We start from the raw sequence: 15,972 nt of genomic DNA, 5'->3' as shown, positions 1-15,972 counted from the left end.
TTTAGCAGTTTCAAACGATTCGCCCGGAACCGGTGCGACATCTCTGCGTTTCCCCGGCAGACTGATCCCGCAAAACTAGGAGAGTGGAATGGATCTGAACGGAATGGGCCTGCTGGGCGCAATCATCGTGGGCGGCATTGCTGGCTGGCTCGCCGAACAGTTCATGAAGTCCAACATGGGCATCTTCATGAACGTCATTCTCGGCATCATCGGTGCCGCGTTCCTCAACTTCCTGCTGAGCGTTCTCGGCATCTACACCGGCACCGGCATTCTGATCTACCTGATCGTCGGCTTCATCGGTGCCTGCCTGCTCATCGCGATCGCGAGGGCGATACGCCGATAACGGAGCCGACCATCCATTTTCTGCAAGGCCGCCATGCTTCATGGCGGCCTTACATTTTTGTGGCGAAATCCCTATAGAACAAGGTGACGACAACCGGCGAACCCGCTCCGGAGCATTCATGGTCACCGTACTCGACACCACGCTCAACCGCCCGCGCCCGCGCCACCCGGAAAAGGCCCACAGGCCCGACCAGGAAGTCTTGCGCAAGCCCGAATGGATCAGGGTCAAGGCGCCGGTATCGAAGGGCTATCTCGAAACGCGCGAGATCGTGAAGTCGAACAAGCTGGTGACGGTCTGCGAGGAAGCCGGTTGTCCGAATATCGGTGAGTGCTGGGACAAGAAGCACGCCACCTTCATGATCATGGGTGAAATCTGCACCCGGGCCTGCGCCTTCTGCAACGTCGCGACCGGAATCCCGATGCCGCTCGATGCGCAGGAGCCCGCAAGCGTCGGCCGCGCCGTCGCGCAGATGGGGCTCAACCACGTCGTCATCACCTCCGTCGATCGCGACGACCTGGCCGATGGCGGCGCGCAGCATTTTGCCGACGTGATCCATGCGATCCGCGCCGCCGCGCCCGGCACGACGATCGAAATCCTGACGCCCGACTTCCTGCGCAAGAAGGGCGCACTGGAGATCGTGGTCGCGGCGCGTCCCGATGTCTTCAACCACAATCTGGAGACCGTGCCGTCGAACTATCTGACGGTCCGTCCCGGCGCCCGCTATTTCCACTCGATCCGCCTGCTTCAGCAGGTCAAGGAGCTCGACCCGACCATCTTCACCAAATCCGGCATCATGGTCGGGCTCGGCGAGGAGCGGAACGAAGTGCTCCAGTTGATGGACGATTTGCGCTCAGCCGATGTCGACTTCATCACCATCGGCCAGTACCTCGCGCCGTCCAAGAAGCATCACGCGGTCAAGAAGTTCGTGACGCCGGAGGAGTTCAAGTCCTTCGAGACGGTCGCCTATTCCAAGGGCTTCCTGATGGTCGCATCGAGCCCGCTGACCCGCTCCTCGCACCATGCCGGGGACGATTTCGCCCGTCTGAAGGCGGCGCGTGCCGCAAAGCTCGCTGCTGCCTGACGATGCCGAAATACGAGACCACGCGGCGGGTTCGCCACAGCCCCGAGCAGATGTTCGCGCTCGTCGCCGATGTCGAGAAATATCCGCAGTTCCTGCCGATGTGCGAGGCCTTGTCGGTGCGCTCGAAGAAGGAGCGCCACGGCCTGACGATGCTGATCGCCGACATGACGGTCGGCTACAAGGCGCTGCGCGAGACCTTTACCAGCAATGTCGTGCTGAAGCCCGCCGAGAACATCATCGACGTCTCCTATGTCGACGGCCCGTTCCGCTATCTCGACAATCGCTGGCACTTCGAGGCGACCGAGGATGGCGGAACGGCCGTTCACTTCTTCATCGACTACGAGTTCAAGAGCCGCATTCTGGGCGCGATGATGGGCGCGATGTTCGACCGCGCCTTCCGCATGTTCGCCGAAGCCTTCGAAAAGCGTGCCGACGATATCTACGCGGTCCCGTCAGCTTAGCGCCGAAATCCCCATCACCAGCGCGGTCCGCACAGTCTCGGACCGGATATGGTCGCGTCCGCCATCTTCGAACTGGCGCTTTTCGACCCGCGTCGGATGGCCCTTGCGCGCGATGGCGAACCAGACGAGACCGACCGGCTTTTCCGCACTGCCGCCATCCGGTCCGGCGATACCGGTGACCGCGAGCGTGATCCCCGCGTGAGACTTCTTGAGCGCACCCTCGGCCATCTCGCGCGCCGTTTCCGCCGACACCGCGCCATGCGATTCCAGCGTCTCGGCCTTGACGCCCAGCATCTTCTGCTTGGCCTCGTTGGAATAGGTCACGAACCCGCAATCGATCATCGACGAGGCACCGGGAATGTCGGTCAAAAGGGCGATGATCTGCCCGCCGGTACAGGATTCGGCGGTGGCGGCCAGAACGCCCTGGCGTTTGCAGGCGTCGAGAAAGTCCTGGGCGAGTTCGGGCAGCACACTCATCATTCCGGCAACACTCCTGGAAAGGCGACGGTCGCGGTGGCGATGGCGGCGATGCCTTCGCCCCGGCCGACGAAACCGAGTTTCTCGTTCGTCGTCGCCTTGATCGAAACCCGGTCGGGCGAAATGCCGAGCATGGCGACGAGCGCATCCGTCATTGCCTGCCTAAATGGACCAATCCGTGGCGCTTCGCAAATGAGCGTGATGTCGGCATTGGCGATCCGGCCCTTGCGCGCCCGGACGATCCGCACCGCCTCCTCGACGAAGATGTGCGACGCCGCGCCTTTCCATTGCGGATCGGATGGCGGAAAATGCGTGCCGATATCGCCCGCACCGCAGGTCGCCAGAAGCGCGTCGGTCAGCGCGTGGAGCCCGACATCCGCATCGGAATGGCCCGACAATTTCCGGTCGTGCGGAATTGCGACGCCGCACAGCACCACCGCGTCCCCCGGTTCGAAGGAATGGACGTCATAACCATTGCCGGTCCGGATATCGGGAAACATCGTGGCGTCGATCCTCAGCTTCGTGTCGGCATTGGCGATGTCCCGCGCCCAGGTCAGCTTGACATTGTCGGGCGAACCTTCGACGAGCCGCACGGGAATGCCCGCCCATTCGGCGATGGCCGCATCGTCGGTGAAATCGTCGCGCCCTTGAGCAGCCGCGCGGGCATGGGCGGCATGAAAGGCTGCAAAGGGAAAGCCCTGCGGCGTCTGCGCCCCGAAAAGCCCGGTACGAGAAACCGTGCGGGCGACAAGACCGTCCGGCGCAGCTTCCTTCAGCGTGTCCGAGACGGGCAGCGACGGCAGGCTGCCCGTCTCACCATCTATCCCCGCGATCACCCGCGAGATGAGCCCGGCGTCCACGAAGGGCCGCACGCCGTCATGGACGAGAACAGCATCTGGCGGATCAGCGGCCAGTGCCTGCATCGCGTTCGAGGTCGATGCCTGTCGCGTCGCGCCACCCGTCACCACCGTTACCCGCTCAGCAAGCGCGCCGACTGCTTCACGAAACAGGCTTTCGTCGTGCTTGTGGATCGCGACGACGACGGTCCCGATCTCGGAATGCGCCAGAAACGTCTCGAGCGTATGGGCAAGGATGGCCTTGCCGCCGATCCGGCGATACTGCTTCGGCCCTTCCTGCGGATCGCCGGCGCGCTCGCCGCGGCCGGCGGCGACGATGATGGCTGCGACTTTCGGCTTTTGCATTCTGGTCTCCGGCTTGGCGAGCACACATATCAGCGCATGGCAGAAATGCCAGACTGTGTGCATGCGGCAGTTGCGGCGGGAAAAGAACATGGCTATCAGTTGGGCAAGAAGATGAGTGTGCCGGGTTTTTGTGCATGACTGAAATCTGCGTTCTGGCGACGCCGCTCGATATCGGCACTGTCAGCGTTCCCAATCGGGTGTTCCTGGCGCCGCTCTCCGGCGTTACGGACGAGCCGATGCGCTGCCGCGCGCTTCTGCATGGCGCCGGCATGGTCGTCTCCGAAATGGTCGCCAGCGGCGAGCTTGCGCGCGGCCGGGCCGAATCCGAGCGCCGCATCCGCCGGCCCGATGTAGCGACCCATGTCGTCCAGCTCGCCGGGCGCGACGCGCACTGGATGGCCGAAGGCGCGCGCATCGCGGCAGGCGAGGGCGCCGACATTATCGACATCAACATGGGCTGTCCGGCCAAGAAGGTCACCGGTGGCTATTGCGGGTCGGCGCTGATGCGCGAACCCGATCACGCGATGTCGTTGATCGAGGCGGTCGTCGGAGCCGTCGACGTGCCGGTCACGGTCAAGATGCGCCTCGGCTGGGACGCCGAAAGTCTCAACGCGCCCGCCATCGCCGCGCGCGCGGTCGCCGCTGGCGTCCGTATGATCACCGTCCACGGCCGCACGCGCGAGCAGTTCTACAAGGGCGAGGCGGACTGGAAGGCGATCCGCGCGGTGAAGGGTGCGATCTCGGTCCCGCTCGTCGTCAATGGCGATATCGTCGACACAGCGACGGCGCGGCGCGCGCTGGCGCTCTCCGGCGCCGATGCCGTCATGATCGGCCGCGGGCACTACGGCGCGCCATGGGCAGGCGCGCAGATCATTGAGGCCGCCGGCGGCCCGTCCGCGCGCGATATCCCCGGGGAGGCCAAGCTCGCCGACTACGTCGTCGCCCATTACGAGGACATGCTGGCGCTCTACGGAACCGGGCAGGGGCTGCGCCACGCGCGCAAGCATCTCGGCTGGTATCTCGACCGTCACGCGCCGCACACCGACCCAACCATGAGAACAGCCATCATGACCGGGCTTGACCCGCGCGCTGTCATCGCAAGCCTGCGCGAAGCATTCGCCGCCCCCACGCTGGCGGTCGCCGCATGAGCCAGTCCGCGATCAACTCCGCCGCGCTCATCCTCAACGCGATCCGCCATCCAGTCATCATGGTGGATACGGACGGGCGCATCGTTTTTGCAAATGCCGATGCCGAGGACTTCTTCCGCTCCAGCGCGTCGCTACTGTCACGCGATCCGATCGAGCGGTTCGTTCCCTTCGGGAGCCCGCTCATCACCCTCATCAACCAGGTCCGCGAGCGCCGCGCGCCGTTCAACGAATACCGCGTCGACATCTCCTCTCCGCGTCTCGGAACCGACAGACTGGTCGACCTCCACGCCTCCCCGATCGCCGAGATTCCAGGCGCGGTCGTCGTCATGTTCCAGGAACGGTCGATGGCCGACAAGATCGACCGTCAGATGACGCATCGCGGCGCGGCGCGTTCGGTGACCGGGCTTGCGGCCATGCTGGCGCATGAGATCAAGAACCCGCTTTCGGGCATCCGCGGCGCAGCGCAATTGCTGGAGACCGCCGTCGGCGACGAGGATCGCGCGCTGACGCGCCTGATCCAGGACGAGACCGACCGCATCGTCTCGCTGGTCGACCGCATGGAAATCTTCTCCGACGAACGCCCGATCGACCGCCATCCGGTCAACATCCATGTCGTCCTCGACCATGTGAAGGCGATCGCGCGCAACGGGTTTGCAAGCCGCATCAAGATCGTCGAGGACTACGATCCGTCGCTTCCCCCGGTCTTCGCCAATCGCGACCAGTTGATCCAGGTCTTCCTCAATCTGGTGAAGAACGCCGCCGAAGCCCTTGGAAACGAACCGTCGGGGGAGATCACGCTTTCGACGGCGTTTCGGCCGGGCATGCGCATCGCCGTGCCGGGAACGCAGGACCGCATCTCCCTGCCGCTCGAGTTCTGCGTCCACGACAATGGCCCCGGCGTCAAGGAAGACATCCGCCCGATCCTGTTCGACCCCTTCATCTCCACCAAGCAGAACGGGTCCGGCCTCGGCCTCGCGCTGGTCGCCAAGATCGTCGGCGAGCATGGCGGCGTCATCGAATGCGATTCGACCGGCCGCGGCACGACGTTCCGCATCCTGATGCCGACCTGGAGAGAGCCGAGGGGCGGCGCCGAACGCGACTACCAGGAGTTCACGACATGACCGTTCGCGGCAACATCCTCGTCGCCGACGACGATGCGGCGATCCGCACCGTTCTCAACCAGGCCCTCTCGCGCGTCGGGCACGAGGTCCGCGTCACCTCCAACGCGTCGACGCTCTGGCGCTGGATCGCGGCAGGCGAGGGCGATCTCGTCATCACCGATGTCGTGATGCCGGACGAGAACGCGTTCGATATGCTGCCGCGTATCAAGAAGGCGCGGCCGGACCTGCCGGTCGTCGTCATGAGCGCGCAGAACACGTTCATGACCGCGATCCGCGCCTCGGAGACCGGGGCCTACGAATATTTGCCGAAGCCGTTCGACCTCACCGAACTCTTGCAGATCGTCAATCGCGCGCTGGCCGAGCCGAAACGCATCAAGAGCGACGTGCGCAGCGAGGACCAGCCCGAATCGATGCCGCTCGTCGGCCGCTCGGCCGCCATGCAGGACATCTACCGCATGCTCGCCCGCATGATGCAGACGGATCTGACCGTCATGATCTCGGGCGAATCAGGCACCGGCAAGGAACTCGTCGCCCGCGCGCTCCATGAATATGGCCGTCGCCGCAACGGCCCCTTCGTTGCGATCAACATGGCCGCGATCCCGCGCGACCTGATCGAATCGGAACTCTTCGGCCACGAGAAAGGCGCCTTCACCGGCGCGCAGAACCGCTCGTCCGGTCGTTTCGAACAGGCCGAAGGCGGCACGCTCTTCCTCGACGAGATCGGCGACATGCCGATGGAAGCGCAGACGCGCCTCCTGCGCGTGCTCCAGCAGGGGGAATACACGACGGTCGGCGGCCGCACGCCGATCCGCACCGACGTGCGCATCGTCGCAGCCACCAACAAGGATCTGCGCACCCTCATCAACCAGGGGCTCTTCCGCGAAGACCTGTTCTACCGGCTGAACGTCGTGCCGCTGCGCCTGCCGCCGTTGCGCGAGCGCTCTGAGGACGTGCCGGACCTCGTCCGCCACTTCTTCAAGCAGGCCGAAAGCGAGGGCCTGCCGACCAAGCGCATCGCGCCGGCCGGCATCGACCTGATGAAGCGCTATCCCTGGCCAGGCAATGTGCGCGAACTCGAAAACCTCGTCCGCCGCCTTTCTGCGCTTTACCCGCAGGACGACATCGCCGCCGAGATCATCGAAAGCGAACTCCAGACCGCGCAGGCAAGTGACGGGACCACGGTCGGCCCGAACGGCGAGCAACTGACCATCTCGCAGGCCGTCGAGCTCCATCTGCAGCGCTATTTCTCGGGTTTCGGCACCGAACTTCCGCCGCCGGGCCTCTATCACCGCATCCTGACCGAGGTCGAATACCCGCTAGTCTTGGCTTCGATGACGGCGACGCGGGGCAACCAGATCAAGGCGGCCGAACTCCTCGGCCTCAACCGAAACACGCTCCGCAAGAAAATCCGCGAACTGGGCGTCAACGTCTATCGCGGCGCCAAGGGACAAAACGGCGGCTGACCTTCTGTCCTCGCCAAAAATGTTGCACAATGGCCACAATGCGATGCATAGAGTCGTCGCTTACCGGGCACATTGAGCACGATGACGATACAGACCACCGCACCCGATGGCGCATTGCTGGGGACTGAAGGCCGCGCCGTCGAGGGACGCAGGCTGGGTCTTTTGCCGGGCATCGTCGCCATCGTCTGCGCGCTGATCGCGGCCGCTGTTTCATTCGCAATCCTGCTCGGTTTGACGCCCGTTGCGCCCAACGCGTCGAACACGCTGATCCTTATCGGCGTCAATACCGGCTTCATCCTGCTGCTTCTCGGGCTGATCGCCTTCGAGATCATCCGCATCTACCAGGCCCGGCGGCGCGGCAAGGCTGCATCGCGACTGCATGTCCGCATCGTCGCGATGTTCTCGCTGGTGGCGGCCATCCCGGCGATCCTTGTCGCCATCGTCGCCTCGGTGACGCTCGACCTCGGCCTCGATCGCTGGTTCGAGTTGCGCACCCGCGCCATCGTTTCGTCCTCGCTGTCGATCGCCGAAGCCTATGTGCAGGAGAATTCGCGCAGCCTGCAGGGCACGACCCTCTCGATGGCGTTCGATCTCGACCAGGCCCGTTCGCTCTACAGCCTCGACCGCACCGGCTTTCGCCAATTGATGAGCAATCATGTGCGCGGTCGCGCACTGGCCCACGCGGCGCTGATCCGTTCCGACGGCTCGCTGATCATAGAGGCCGAGACGCCGGCCGGCATTCCGATGCCCGACGCCCCGCCCGAGGCGCTGCGCGCTGCCGCGGACGGCCAGCCGGTACTGATCGAGCCGCGATTCCGCAATGTCGTCGGCGCGATCATCCGTCTGCAACAGATCGACGACGCCTATCTCTTTACCGTGCGCGAGCTTGATCCAGAGGTCATCCGTGCGCGCCAGATCGTGCGCGCCAACACCGACGAATATCGCGGCCTCGAACAGAACCGCATGACGACCCAACTCGCCTTCGCCATCCTCTATCTCGGCGTGACGCTGATCGTCGTCCTGGCCGCGATCTGGACCGGCATCGCCGTCGCTGACCGCATCGTCCGGCCGATCCGGCAATTGATCGGCGCGGCGGACGAAGTCGCGAGCGGCAATCTCGACGTCTCGGTCCCCGTCAAGCAGACGGACGGCGATGTCGGGGCGCTGGGGCTTACCTTCAACGAGATGATCAGCCAGTTGAAAACGCAGCGCAATCAGCTCGTGCGCGCCAAGGACGTGATGGACGAGCGCCGGCGCTTCTCCGAAGCGGTTCTCTCGGGCGTTTCGGCCGGTGTCATCGGCGTCGGCCCCAGGGGCGAAATCGCCATCGTCAACCGCTCCGTCGAAAAGATGCTGTCGGTGTCCGCCAGGTCGCTCGTCGGCCAGCGCCTGGTCGAGGTCCTCCCACAGATCGGCGGCGTCCTGGAAAAGGGCCGCGAACTCGACCGGCCCGTCTATCGCGAACAGGTCGCCTTCTTCCGCAACGGCGCGGAGCGCACCTTCAACGTTCAGATCACCACCGAGCGCAGCTCGGCGCGCGGCGGCGGGCGCTCCTACGTGGTGACGGTCGACGACATCACCGATCTCGTCCAGGCGCAGCGCTCTTCGGCCTGGGCCGATGTCGCCCGCCGGATCGCACACGAGATCAAGAACCCGCTGACGCCGATCCAGCTTTCCGCCGAGCGCATCCGCCGGCGCTACGGCAAGGTCATCACCGAGGACCGAGAGGTCTTCGACCAGTGCACCGAAACGATCATCCGCCAGGTCGGCGACATCGGCCGCATGGTCGACGAGTTCTCCTCCTTTGCGCGCATGCCGAAGCCGGACATGCAGATTGTCGACCTGCGCGAACCTCTGCGCGAAGCCTCCTTCCTGATCGAAGTCAGCCGCGCGGATATCGAGTTCAAACGCGACTTCGGTCCCGAGGCCCTGATGGGCCGGTTCGACAGCCGGCTGCTCGCACAGGCCTTCGGCAACATCGTCAAGAACGCGTCCGAGGCGATCGAGCAGATCGAGGATCGGCCGGGCGCTATCCTGGTGCGCGCGCGCCGTGTGGGGTCGAACGCCGTCGTCGAGGTGATCGACAACGGCAAGGGATTGCCGAAGGAGAATCGCCAAAGACTCCTGGAGCCCTACATGACGACGCGGGAGAAGGGCACCGGTCTTGGCCTTGCGATCGTCAAGAAGATCGTCGAGGACCATGGCGGCACGCTGCAACTTCTCGACGCTCCCGCCAGTTTCCATGGCGGCGTCGGCGCCCTGGTGCGGATGGTATTTCCCCTCGGGGAGAAACAAGAGGCGGCGGCATCGACCGCCCCCGAGACTGAAGAGGTGACAGATGGCGTCTGATATTCTGATTGTCGATGACGAGGAGGATATTCGCGAACTCGTGTCCGGCATTCTTTCCGACGAAGGTCACGAAACACGGACCGCCTTCGACAGCGACAGCGCATTGGCGTCCATCGCCGACCGTGCCCCGCGCCTGGTCTTTCTCGATATCTGGCTCCAGGGCTCGAAGATGGATGGGCTCGAATTGCTCGACTCCATCAAGACCATGCACCCGGACCTGCCGGTGGTGATGATTTCGGGCCACGGCACGATCGAAACCGCCGTCTCCGCGATCCGCAAGGGCGCCTACGATTTCATCGAAAAGCCGTTCAAGGCGGACCGGCTCGTGCTGATCGCCGAACGGGCGCTTGAGACTTCCAAGCTTCGTCGCGAAGTCTCGGACTTGAAGAAGCGGTCGGGCGACAGCTTCGACCTGATCGGCACCTCGACCGCGATGGCGCAGCTTCGCCAGACCATCGAACGCGTTTCGCCGACCAACAGCCGCATCATGATCATCGGCCCGTCGGGTTCCGGCAAGGAACTCGTGGCGCGCGCCATCCATGGCGCCTCGACGCGCAAGGATGGGCCCTTCGTCGCCGTCAACTCGGCCGCCATCACGCCCGAGCGCATGGAGATCGAACTCTTCGGCACCGAAGCCAACGGCGCCGAGCGTAAGGTCGGCGCGCTGGAACAGGCGCATGGCGGCATCCTCTATCTCGACGAAGTCGCCGACATGCCGCGCGAGACGCAGGCCAAGATCCTGCGCGTCCTCGTCGACCAGCAGTTCGAGCGCGTCGGCGGCACCAAGCGCGTCAAGGTCGATGTCCGCATCATCTCCTCGACTGCGTACAATCTGGAAGATCTGATCGCGCAGGGCCGCTTCCGCCAGGACCTCTATCACCGCCTCGCGGTCGTGCCGGTCATGGTCCCGCCGCTGGCCGAGCGCCGCGACGACATTCCGTTCCTCGTCGACCATTTCATGCGTCAGACGGCCCAGCAGGCCGGCATTCGCATGCGCCGCATCGGCAACGATGCGATGGCAGTTCTCCAGGCGCACAATTGGCCCGGAAATCTGCGCCAGTTGAAGAACAACATCGAACGGCTGATGATCCTGTCGCGTGATGGCGAGGAGGACAAGCCGATCACGGCCGACCTCCTGCCGTCCGAGATCGGCGACGTGATGCCGCGCACGCCGACCCAGTCGGACCAGCACATCATGGCGCTACCGTTGCGCGAGGCGCGCGAACTGTTCGAGAAGGAATATCTGCTGGCGCAGATCAACCGCTTCGGCGGCAACATCTCGCGCACGGCCGAATTCATCGGCATGGAGCGCTCCGCGCTTCATCGAAAATTGAAATCTCTCGGCGTTTGATGCCGACCGAACGGATGGCACGAGGGGGCAACGCGAAATGACCGGACCGGACTATCCATGCGCGTGATCATCTGCGGAGCAGGGCAGGTGGGCTACGGCATCGCCGAGCGCCTTTCGGCCGAGCACAACGACGTTTCCGTCATCGACACCTCACCCGAACTGATCCAGTCGGTGCGCGACAATCTCGATGCGCGCGGCTTCGTCGGCCACGGCTCGCACCCCGACATGCTGGCCGCCGCCGGTGCCGAGGAAGCCGACATGATCATCGCGGTGACCTTGTATGACGAGGTCAACATGACCGCGTGCCAGGTCGCACATTCGCTCTTCAACGTGCCGACCAAGATCGCCCGCATCCGCGCGCAGTCCTATTTGCAGCCGCACTACATGGACCTGTTCTCGCGCGACCACCTGCCGATCGACGTCATCATCTCGCCTGAGCTCGAGGTCGGCGAGATGGTGCTGCGCCGCATCGCGCTGCCGGGCGCGACCGACGTCGTGCGCTTTGCCGACAACAAGATCGCCATGGTCGCGATTGAGTGCATGGAAGACTGCCCGGTCATCAACACGCCGCTATCGCAGTTGACCGATCTCTTCCCGGACCTTCCGTCGACCGTCGTCGGCGTCTCGCGCGAAGGGCGGCTGTTCATTCCGCACTCCGCCGATCAGCTCGTCGCCGGCGATCTTGCCTATGTCGTCACGACCAAGGACCAGGTCCGCCGCACGCTCAGCCTGTTCGGCCATGAGGAGCAGGAGGCGACGCGCATCGTCATCGCCGGCGGCGGCAATATCGGCCTCTACGTCGCCCGCACGATCGAGCTTCGCCAGAGCCGCACCAAGGTCAAGATCATCGAGGCCTCGCGCCGCCGCGCCGTCGCCATCGCCGACGAACTGCGCCGTACCGTGGTTCTGAACGGCAGCGCGCTCGACCAGAAGCTGCTCCAGGAAGCCGACATTGCCGACGCCGATCTGATGGTCGCGGTGACCAATGACGACCAGGTCAACATCCTCTCCTCGGTGCTGGCGAAGCAGCTCGGCTGCAAGTCGAACCTCGTCCTCATCAACAACCCGACCTATCACGACTTCACCGACATGCTCGGCATCGACGCGCATGTGAACCCGCGCACGGTCACGATCTCGCGCGTGCTTCAGCATGTCCGTCGCGGTCGCATCCGCGCCGTCCATTCCATCCAGCGCGGCGCGGCCGAAATCATCGAGGCCGAGGCGCTCGAAACCTCGCCGCTGGTCGGCCCGGAATTGCGCGAACTGGAACTGCCCGACGGCATCCGCCTCGGCGCGATCTATCGCAATGGCGAAGTCCTCAAGCCTTCTGGCACAATGCGCATCAAGCCGAAGGACCGTATCGTGATGTTCGCCATGGCCAAGGCCGTGAAGCAGGTCGAACAGCTCTTCCGCGTCAGTCTCGAATTCTTCTAGGAACCTCCGATGCCGAAAATCGCCTATGTCAACGGACGCTACTTGCCCCATCGCGATGCGGCGGTTCATGTCGAGGATCGGGGCTACCAGTTCGCCGACGGCGTCTACGAGGTCTGCGAGGTGGCGCGCGGCTACATCATCGACATGACGCCGCATCTCGACCGGCTCGACCGCTCGCTGAGCGAACTGAAGATCGGTTGGCCGATGTCGCGCTCGTCATTGCAGACGGTGATGCGCGAGGTCATCTCGCGCAACGGCGTCGTCAATGGTCTCGTCTATCTGCAAGTCACGCGCGGCGTCGCGCCGCGCGACCATGTCTTCCCCGCCGCGCACACGCGCCCCTCGCTTGTCATAACGGCCAAGAAGTCGAGCCCGCAGGCGGCGACTAAGCGGGCCGAAACAGGTATCAAGGTCATCACTGTTCCGGAAAATCGCTGGGAGCGCGTCGACATCAAGTCCGTCGGCCTGTTGCCGAACGTGCTCGCGCGCCAGAAGGCAAAGGAAGCCGGTGCCCAGGAAGCCTGGTTCGTCGATCCCGACGGGACGGTCAAGGAAGGCGCCGCCACCAATGTCTGGATCGTGACGAAGGATGGCAGGCTGAAGACCCGGCCTGCCGAGTCGGGCATCCTGAAAGGCATCACCCGCGCGACCGTGATGCGCGTCGCCGAGAAGCTCGGCCTCGAAGTCGAGGAGCGGGGCTTCACCGTCGATGAAGCCAAATCCGCCCGCGAGGCCTTCATCACGGCCGCGACGACGCTCGTCATGCCGGTGGTCGAAATCGACGGTCAGCCGGTCGCCAACGGGCATCCGGGCTCCGTTGCACTTTCGCTGCGACGAGCCTTTTTTGACGTTGCGGAGAAAATTGCGGCCTGATAACCACTTGGCGGGGCCGGGATATTCAAGTCGACGGGCTTTTCAGGCCGGTTGTACGTTCGCAAAGAGCCGATTATCTTGGCACTTCAGCATGTCTGAATTCGGGTGGGCAGAGCCTGAATGAACAGCCGTGCGGCCAGCTATAAAGATATGCTTCAGCGCATCGGCGAAAGAAAAAAACAATGGCGGAACGTACGCAAAACCTTCAGGACCTGTTCCTCAACTCCGTACGCAAGAGCAAGAATCCCCTCACGATCTTCCTGATCAACGGCGTCAAGCTGACGGGTGTCGTGACCTCGTTCGACAATTTCTGCGTGCTCCTGCGCCGCGACGGGCATTCGCAGCTCGTCTACAAGCACGCCATTTCGACCATCATGCCGAGCCAGCCCGTGCAGATGTTCGAAGGCGAAGAGAACGGCCGGGACGGCTGATTGACCGCACCTGAAAACGAAGGGCGCAAGCCGCGCCGCGCACACGGTCCCGTCGACGATGGAACGATGGCGCCGCCGACGCGCGCCGTCGTCATCGTACCCGTCCTCACCAAGGCTCCGCGCGGGCAGGAAGACGAGCGCATTGCCGCGGCCCTGATGCAGCGCAGCCCCGAGGCGCGTCTCGAAGAAGCGGTCGGCCTCGCGCTCGCTATCGAGCTCGAGATCGCCGAACGCCTGATCGTGACCATCGCGGACCCCAAGCCCGCGACGCTCATCGGCAGCGGCAAGGTCGAGGAGATCGGCGAGGCGGTGAAGGCGCTCGAAGCCGACCTCGTCGTCGTCGACCATCCGCTGACGCCGGTGCAGCAGCGCAATCTCGAAAAAGCGTGGAACGCCAAGGTGCTCGACCGCACCGGCATCATCCTCGAAATCTTCGGCCGCCGCGCGCGCACCAAGGAAGGCGTGCTGCAGGTGGACCTCGCGCACCTGAACTACCAGCGCGGCCGGCTTGTGCGCTCCTGGACCCACCTCGAGCGCCAGCGCGGCGGTGCGGGCTTCCTCGGCGGCCCCGGCGAAACGCAGATCGAGGCCGATCGGCGGATGCTGCAGGAAAAGATCACGCGGCTGAAGCGCGAGCTCGAAACCGTGCGCCGCACGCGCGATCTCCACCGCGCCAAGCGCCGCAAGGTGCCGTATCCGATCGTCGCCATCGTCGGCTATACCAATGCGGGCAAGTCGACGCTCTTCAACCGGCTCACCGGCTCCGAAGTCCTGGCCGAGGACATGCTCTTCGCCACGCTCGACCCGACGCTGCGCCGCGTGCGCCTGCCGCATGGCAGTGTCGTGATCCTGTCCGACACGGTCGGTTTCATCTCCGATCTGCCGACCCATCTCGTCGCCGCCTTCCGCGCCACTCTGGAAGAGGTGGTCGAGGCCGATCTCGTCCTCCATGTGCGCGACATCTCCGATCCCGACACCGCCGCGCAGGCCGCCGACGTTGTGCGTATCCTGGCCGATCTCGGCGTCGAGGCGGGCGATAGCCGCCACGTTCTCGAAGTCTGGAACAAGATCGACCTGCTCGACGAGCAGGCACGCCAGAACCTTCCGCGCGAACAGGCCGACGAAGGTCCGATCCTGATTTCGGCGATCACGGGCGAGGGGGTCGATCACCTGCTCGACGTCGTCGAATCACGCATCGCAGGTGCACTCGACCAAGCCGACTTCGTGTTCGGCCCGCAGGATGGACCCGCCATCGACTGGGTCTACCGCAACGGCGCGGTCATTGCCCGGGAAGACCGCGAGGACGGCACGGTTGCGCTCACTGTCCGCGCTCCGTCCGCCATCATCGGCGAAATCGCCAAGCGGCGGAAATCAGCAAAAGACTAGATCAGGCGCGCTTCGCCGCCTGCCAGTGACCTTCCATCTCGTCGAGGCTCGCCTCATCGAGGCTGCTTCCATTGGCGTTTAGCGCCCGCTCGACATGGTGGAAGCGCTTGCGGAACTTGTCGTTGGTCCCGCGCAGCGCATCCTCCGCGTCGATGCCGAGATGGCGGCCGAGATTGACGAGCGCGAAGAGCACATCGCCGAACTCGTCCTTGATCGCCGCCGTCTCGCCCGCATCGAGCGCGACGCGCAGCTCGTCCACTTCTTCCGAGATCTTGTCGAGAATCGGCCCCGGCTCCTTCCAGTCGAACCCGACCTTCGCCGCGCGTTCCTGCAATTTCAGCGCCCGCGTCAGCGCGGCATGGCCGACGGGTACGTCGTCGAGATAGCCATGCTCGGCGACGGTGATGCCGCGCGCCTCGCGTTCCGTCTTCTTCTCCGCGCGCTCCTCCGCCTTGATCGTCTCCCACATGCCCTTCGCCAGCTTCGCGCCGCGAACGGCATCCGGCCCGAAAACATGCGGATGGCGGCGGATCATCTTCTTCGTGATCGCCTCGACCACGTCACCGAAGGCGAATTCGCCCTGTTCCTCGGCCATGCGCGAATGGAACACGACCTGCAGCAGGAGATCGCCCAATTCGTCGCGCAGGTCCGAAAGGTCGCCGCGCTCGATCGCATCGGCTACCTCATAGGCTTCCTCGATCGTATAGGGCGCAATGGACGCGAAATCCTGCTCGACATCCCAGGGACAGCCCGTCTGCGGGTCGCGCAGCGCGGTCATGATTTCGATCAGGCGGGAAATGTCGCGGGACGGCTGCATGGCGTGTCGGTCTCCTGGAGACAGCTTGATAGCGC

The 15,972-nt window shown here is 64.4% G+C and carries 15 protein-coding genes; 12 read left to right on the top strand and 3 right to left on the bottom strand.

Annotated features, from left to right (window positions below; genetic code table 11):
• Positions 1 to 88: 88 nt before the first annotated feature.
• The 3 genes from ALII_RS0102435 to ALII_RS0102425 all read left to right on the top strand — a co-directional run bounded on the left by ALII_RS0102435 (position 89) and on the right by ALII_RS0102425 (position 1,885).
• On the top strand, positions 89 to 343 hold the full coding sequence (locus tag ALII_RS0102435; protein ID WP_024585747.1) for a GlsB/YeaQ/YmgE family stress response membrane protein: 255 nt from the start codon (positions 89 to 91) through the stop codon (positions 341 to 343).
• A 118-nt stretch (positions 344 to 461) separates the two neighbouring features.
• The gene (gene lipA / locus ALII_RS0102430) at positions 462 to 1,424 is read left to right on the top strand and encodes a lipoyl synthase (RefSeq protein ID WP_024585746.1); all 963 of its coding nucleotides are present in this window, start codon (positions 462 to 464) and stop codon (positions 1,422 to 1,424) included.
• 2 nt (positions 1,425 to 1,426) lie between these two features.
• Complete coding sequence (locus ALII_RS0102425; protein WP_024585745.1) at positions 1,427 to 1,885, top strand: type II toxin-antitoxin system RatA family toxin; 459 nt, start codon at positions 1,427 to 1,429, stop codon at positions 1,883 to 1,885.
• Here the strand turns inward: ALII_RS0102425 and ALII_RS0102420 are convergent.
• A complete protein-coding gene (locus tag ALII_RS0102420) occupies positions 1,877 to 2,365 on the bottom strand; it encodes a CinA family protein (RefSeq protein ID WP_152529507.1) in 489 nt (162 codons plus the stop codon). The two genes, ALII_RS0102425 and ALII_RS0102420, sit on opposite strands and share 9 nt — an antisense overlap.
• Positions 2,362 to 3,564, bottom strand: a complete 1,203-nt coding sequence (locus ALII_RS0102415) for a bifunctional 2-C-methyl-D-erythritol 4-phosphate cytidylyltransferase/2-C-methyl-D-erythritol 2,4-cyclodiphosphate synthase (protein WP_029660123.1) — start codon at positions 3,562 to 3,564, stop codon at positions 2,362 to 2,364. Before ALII_RS0102415 ends, ALII_RS0102420 begins: the two co-directional genes overlap by 4 nt.
• A gap of 134 nt (positions 3,565 to 3,698) precedes the next feature.
• On the opposite strand from ALII_RS0102415, the gene dusB reads away from it, so the two are divergent.
• The 9 genes from dusB (at position 3,699) to hflX (ending at position 15,120) form a co-directional block, all read left to right on the top strand.
• Positions 3,699 to 4,712, top strand: a complete 1,014-nt coding sequence (gene dusB / locus ALII_RS0102410) for a tRNA dihydrouridine synthase DusB (protein ID WP_024585742.1) — start codon at positions 3,699 to 3,701, stop codon at positions 4,710 to 4,712.
• Positions 4,709 to 5,833: a nitrogen regulation protein NR(II) gene (locus tag ALII_RS0102405; protein ID WP_024585741.1), complete on the top strand. Its 1,125-nt coding sequence runs from the start codon at positions 4,709 to 4,711 to the stop codon at positions 5,831 to 5,833. Before dusB ends, ALII_RS0102405 begins: the two co-directional genes overlap by 4 nt.
• On the top strand, positions 5,830 to 7,296 hold the full coding sequence (ntrC, locus tag ALII_RS0102400; protein ID WP_024585740.1) for a nitrogen regulation protein NR(I): 1,467 nt from the start codon (positions 5,830 to 5,832) through the stop codon (positions 7,294 to 7,296). The genes ALII_RS0102405 and ntrC overlap by 4 nt, the downstream gene beginning before the upstream one ends.
• Before the next feature lie 81 nt (positions 7,297 to 7,377).
• Positions 7,378 to 9,645: a PAS domain-containing sensor histidine kinase gene (locus ALII_RS0102395; protein ID WP_024585739.1), complete on the top strand. Its 2,268-nt coding sequence runs from the start codon at positions 7,378 to 7,380 to the stop codon at positions 9,643 to 9,645.
• Positions 9,635 to 10,996 carry a sigma-54 dependent transcriptional regulator gene (locus ALII_RS0102390; RefSeq protein WP_024585738.1) on the top strand — a complete coding sequence of 454 codons (1,362 nt, stop codon included), beginning with the start codon at positions 9,635 to 9,637 and terminating at the stop codon, positions 10,994 to 10,996. The genes ALII_RS0102395 and ALII_RS0102390 overlap by 11 nt, the downstream gene beginning before the upstream one ends.
• A 57-nt stretch (positions 10,997 to 11,053) precedes the next feature.
• Entirely contained in the window at positions 11,054 to 12,430 is a 1,377-nt protein-coding gene (gene trkA, locus ALII_RS0102385; RefSeq protein WP_024585737.1) for a Trk system potassium transporter TrkA, read from the top strand.
• A 9-nt stretch (positions 12,431 to 12,439) separates the two neighbouring features.
• The gene (locus ALII_RS0102380) at positions 12,440 to 13,303 is read left to right on the top strand and encodes a D-amino-acid transaminase (RefSeq protein WP_024585736.1); all 864 of its coding nucleotides are present in this window, start codon (positions 12,440 to 12,442) and stop codon (positions 13,301 to 13,303) included.
• A 182-nt stretch (positions 13,304 to 13,485) separates the two neighbouring features.
• A complete protein-coding gene (gene hfq / locus ALII_RS0102375) occupies positions 13,486 to 13,734 on the top strand; it encodes an RNA chaperone Hfq (protein WP_024585735.1) in 249 nt (82 codons plus the stop codon).
• Between the two features lie 66 nt (positions 13,735 to 13,800).
• Positions 13,801 to 15,120: a GTPase HflX gene (gene hflX, locus ALII_RS0102370; RefSeq protein ID WP_081718877.1), complete on the top strand. Its 1,320-nt coding sequence runs from the start codon at positions 13,801 to 13,803 to the stop codon at positions 15,118 to 15,120.
• A 1-nt stretch (position 15,121) separates the two neighbouring features.
• Here the strand turns inward: hflX and mazG are convergent, their stop codons facing one another.
• Positions 15,122 to 15,937 carry a nucleoside triphosphate pyrophosphohydrolase gene (gene mazG, locus ALII_RS0102365; protein WP_024585733.1) on the bottom strand — a complete coding sequence of 272 codons (816 nt, stop codon included), beginning with the start codon at positions 15,935 to 15,937 and terminating at the stop codon, positions 15,122 to 15,124.
• Between the last annotated feature and the right edge of the window lie 35 nt (positions 15,938 to 15,972).

This window comes from Aliihoeflea sp. 2WW, from assembly GCF_000497755.1.
GTDB lineage: Bacteria > Pseudomonadota > Alphaproteobacteria > Rhizobiales > Rhizobiaceae > Aliihoeflea.
This window is presented reverse-complemented; position numbering and strand designations above follow the sequence as displayed.

Bases quoted from the DNA above. Each gene is read 5' to 3' on its own strand.
- mazG (WP_024585733.1), bottom strand. From the start codon at position 15,937: ATGCAGCCGTCCCGCGACATTTCCCGCCTGATCGAAATCATGACCGCG.
- ALII_RS0102395 (WP_024585739.1), top strand. From the start codon at position 7,378: ATGACGATACAGACCACCGCACCCGATGGCGCATTGCTGGGGACTGAA.
- trkA (WP_024585737.1), top strand. From the start codon at position 11,054: ATGCGCGTGATCATCTGCGGAGCAGGGCAGGTGGGCTACGGCATCGCC.
- ALII_RS0102420 (WP_152529507.1), bottom strand. From the start codon at position 2,365: ATGATGAGTGTGCTGCCCGAACTCGCCCAGGACTTTCTCGACGCCTGC.
- ALII_RS0102405 (WP_024585741.1), top strand. From the start codon at position 4,709: ATGAGCCAGTCCGCGATCAACTCCGCCGCGCTCATCCTCAACGCGATC.
- ALII_RS0102425 (WP_024585745.1), top strand. From the start codon at position 1,427: ATGCCGAAATACGAGACCACGCGGCGGGTTCGCCACAGCCCCGAGCAG.
- ntrC (WP_024585740.1), top strand. From the start codon at position 5,830: ATGACCGTTCGCGGCAACATCCTCGTCGCCGACGACGATGCGGCGATC.
- dusB (WP_024585742.1), top strand. From the start codon at position 3,699: ATGACTGAAATCTGCGTTCTGGCGACGCCGCTCGATATCGGCACTGTC.
- lipA (WP_024585746.1), top strand. From the start codon at position 462: ATGGTCACCGTACTCGACACCACGCTCAACCGCCCGCGCCCGCGCCAC.
- hflX (WP_081718877.1), top strand. From the start codon at position 13,801: ATGGCGCCGCCGACGCGCGCCGTCGTCATCGTACCCGTCCTCACCAAG.
- ALII_RS0102380 (WP_024585736.1), top strand. From the start codon at position 12,440: ATGCCGAAAATCGCCTATGTCAACGGACGCTACTTGCCCCATCGCGAT.
- ALII_RS0102415 (WP_029660123.1), bottom strand. From the start codon at position 3,564: ATGCAAAAGCCGAAAGTCGCAGCCATCATCGTCGCCGCCGGCCGCGGC.
- hfq (WP_024585735.1), top strand. From the start codon at position 13,486: ATGGCGGAACGTACGCAAAACCTTCAGGACCTGTTCCTCAACTCCGTA.
- ALII_RS0102435 (WP_024585747.1), top strand. From the start codon at position 89: ATGGATCTGAACGGAATGGGCCTGCTGGGCGCAATCATCGTGGGCGGC.
- ALII_RS0102390 (WP_024585738.1), top strand. From the start codon at position 9,635: ATGGCGTCTGATATTCTGATTGTCGATGACGAGGAGGATATTCGCGAA.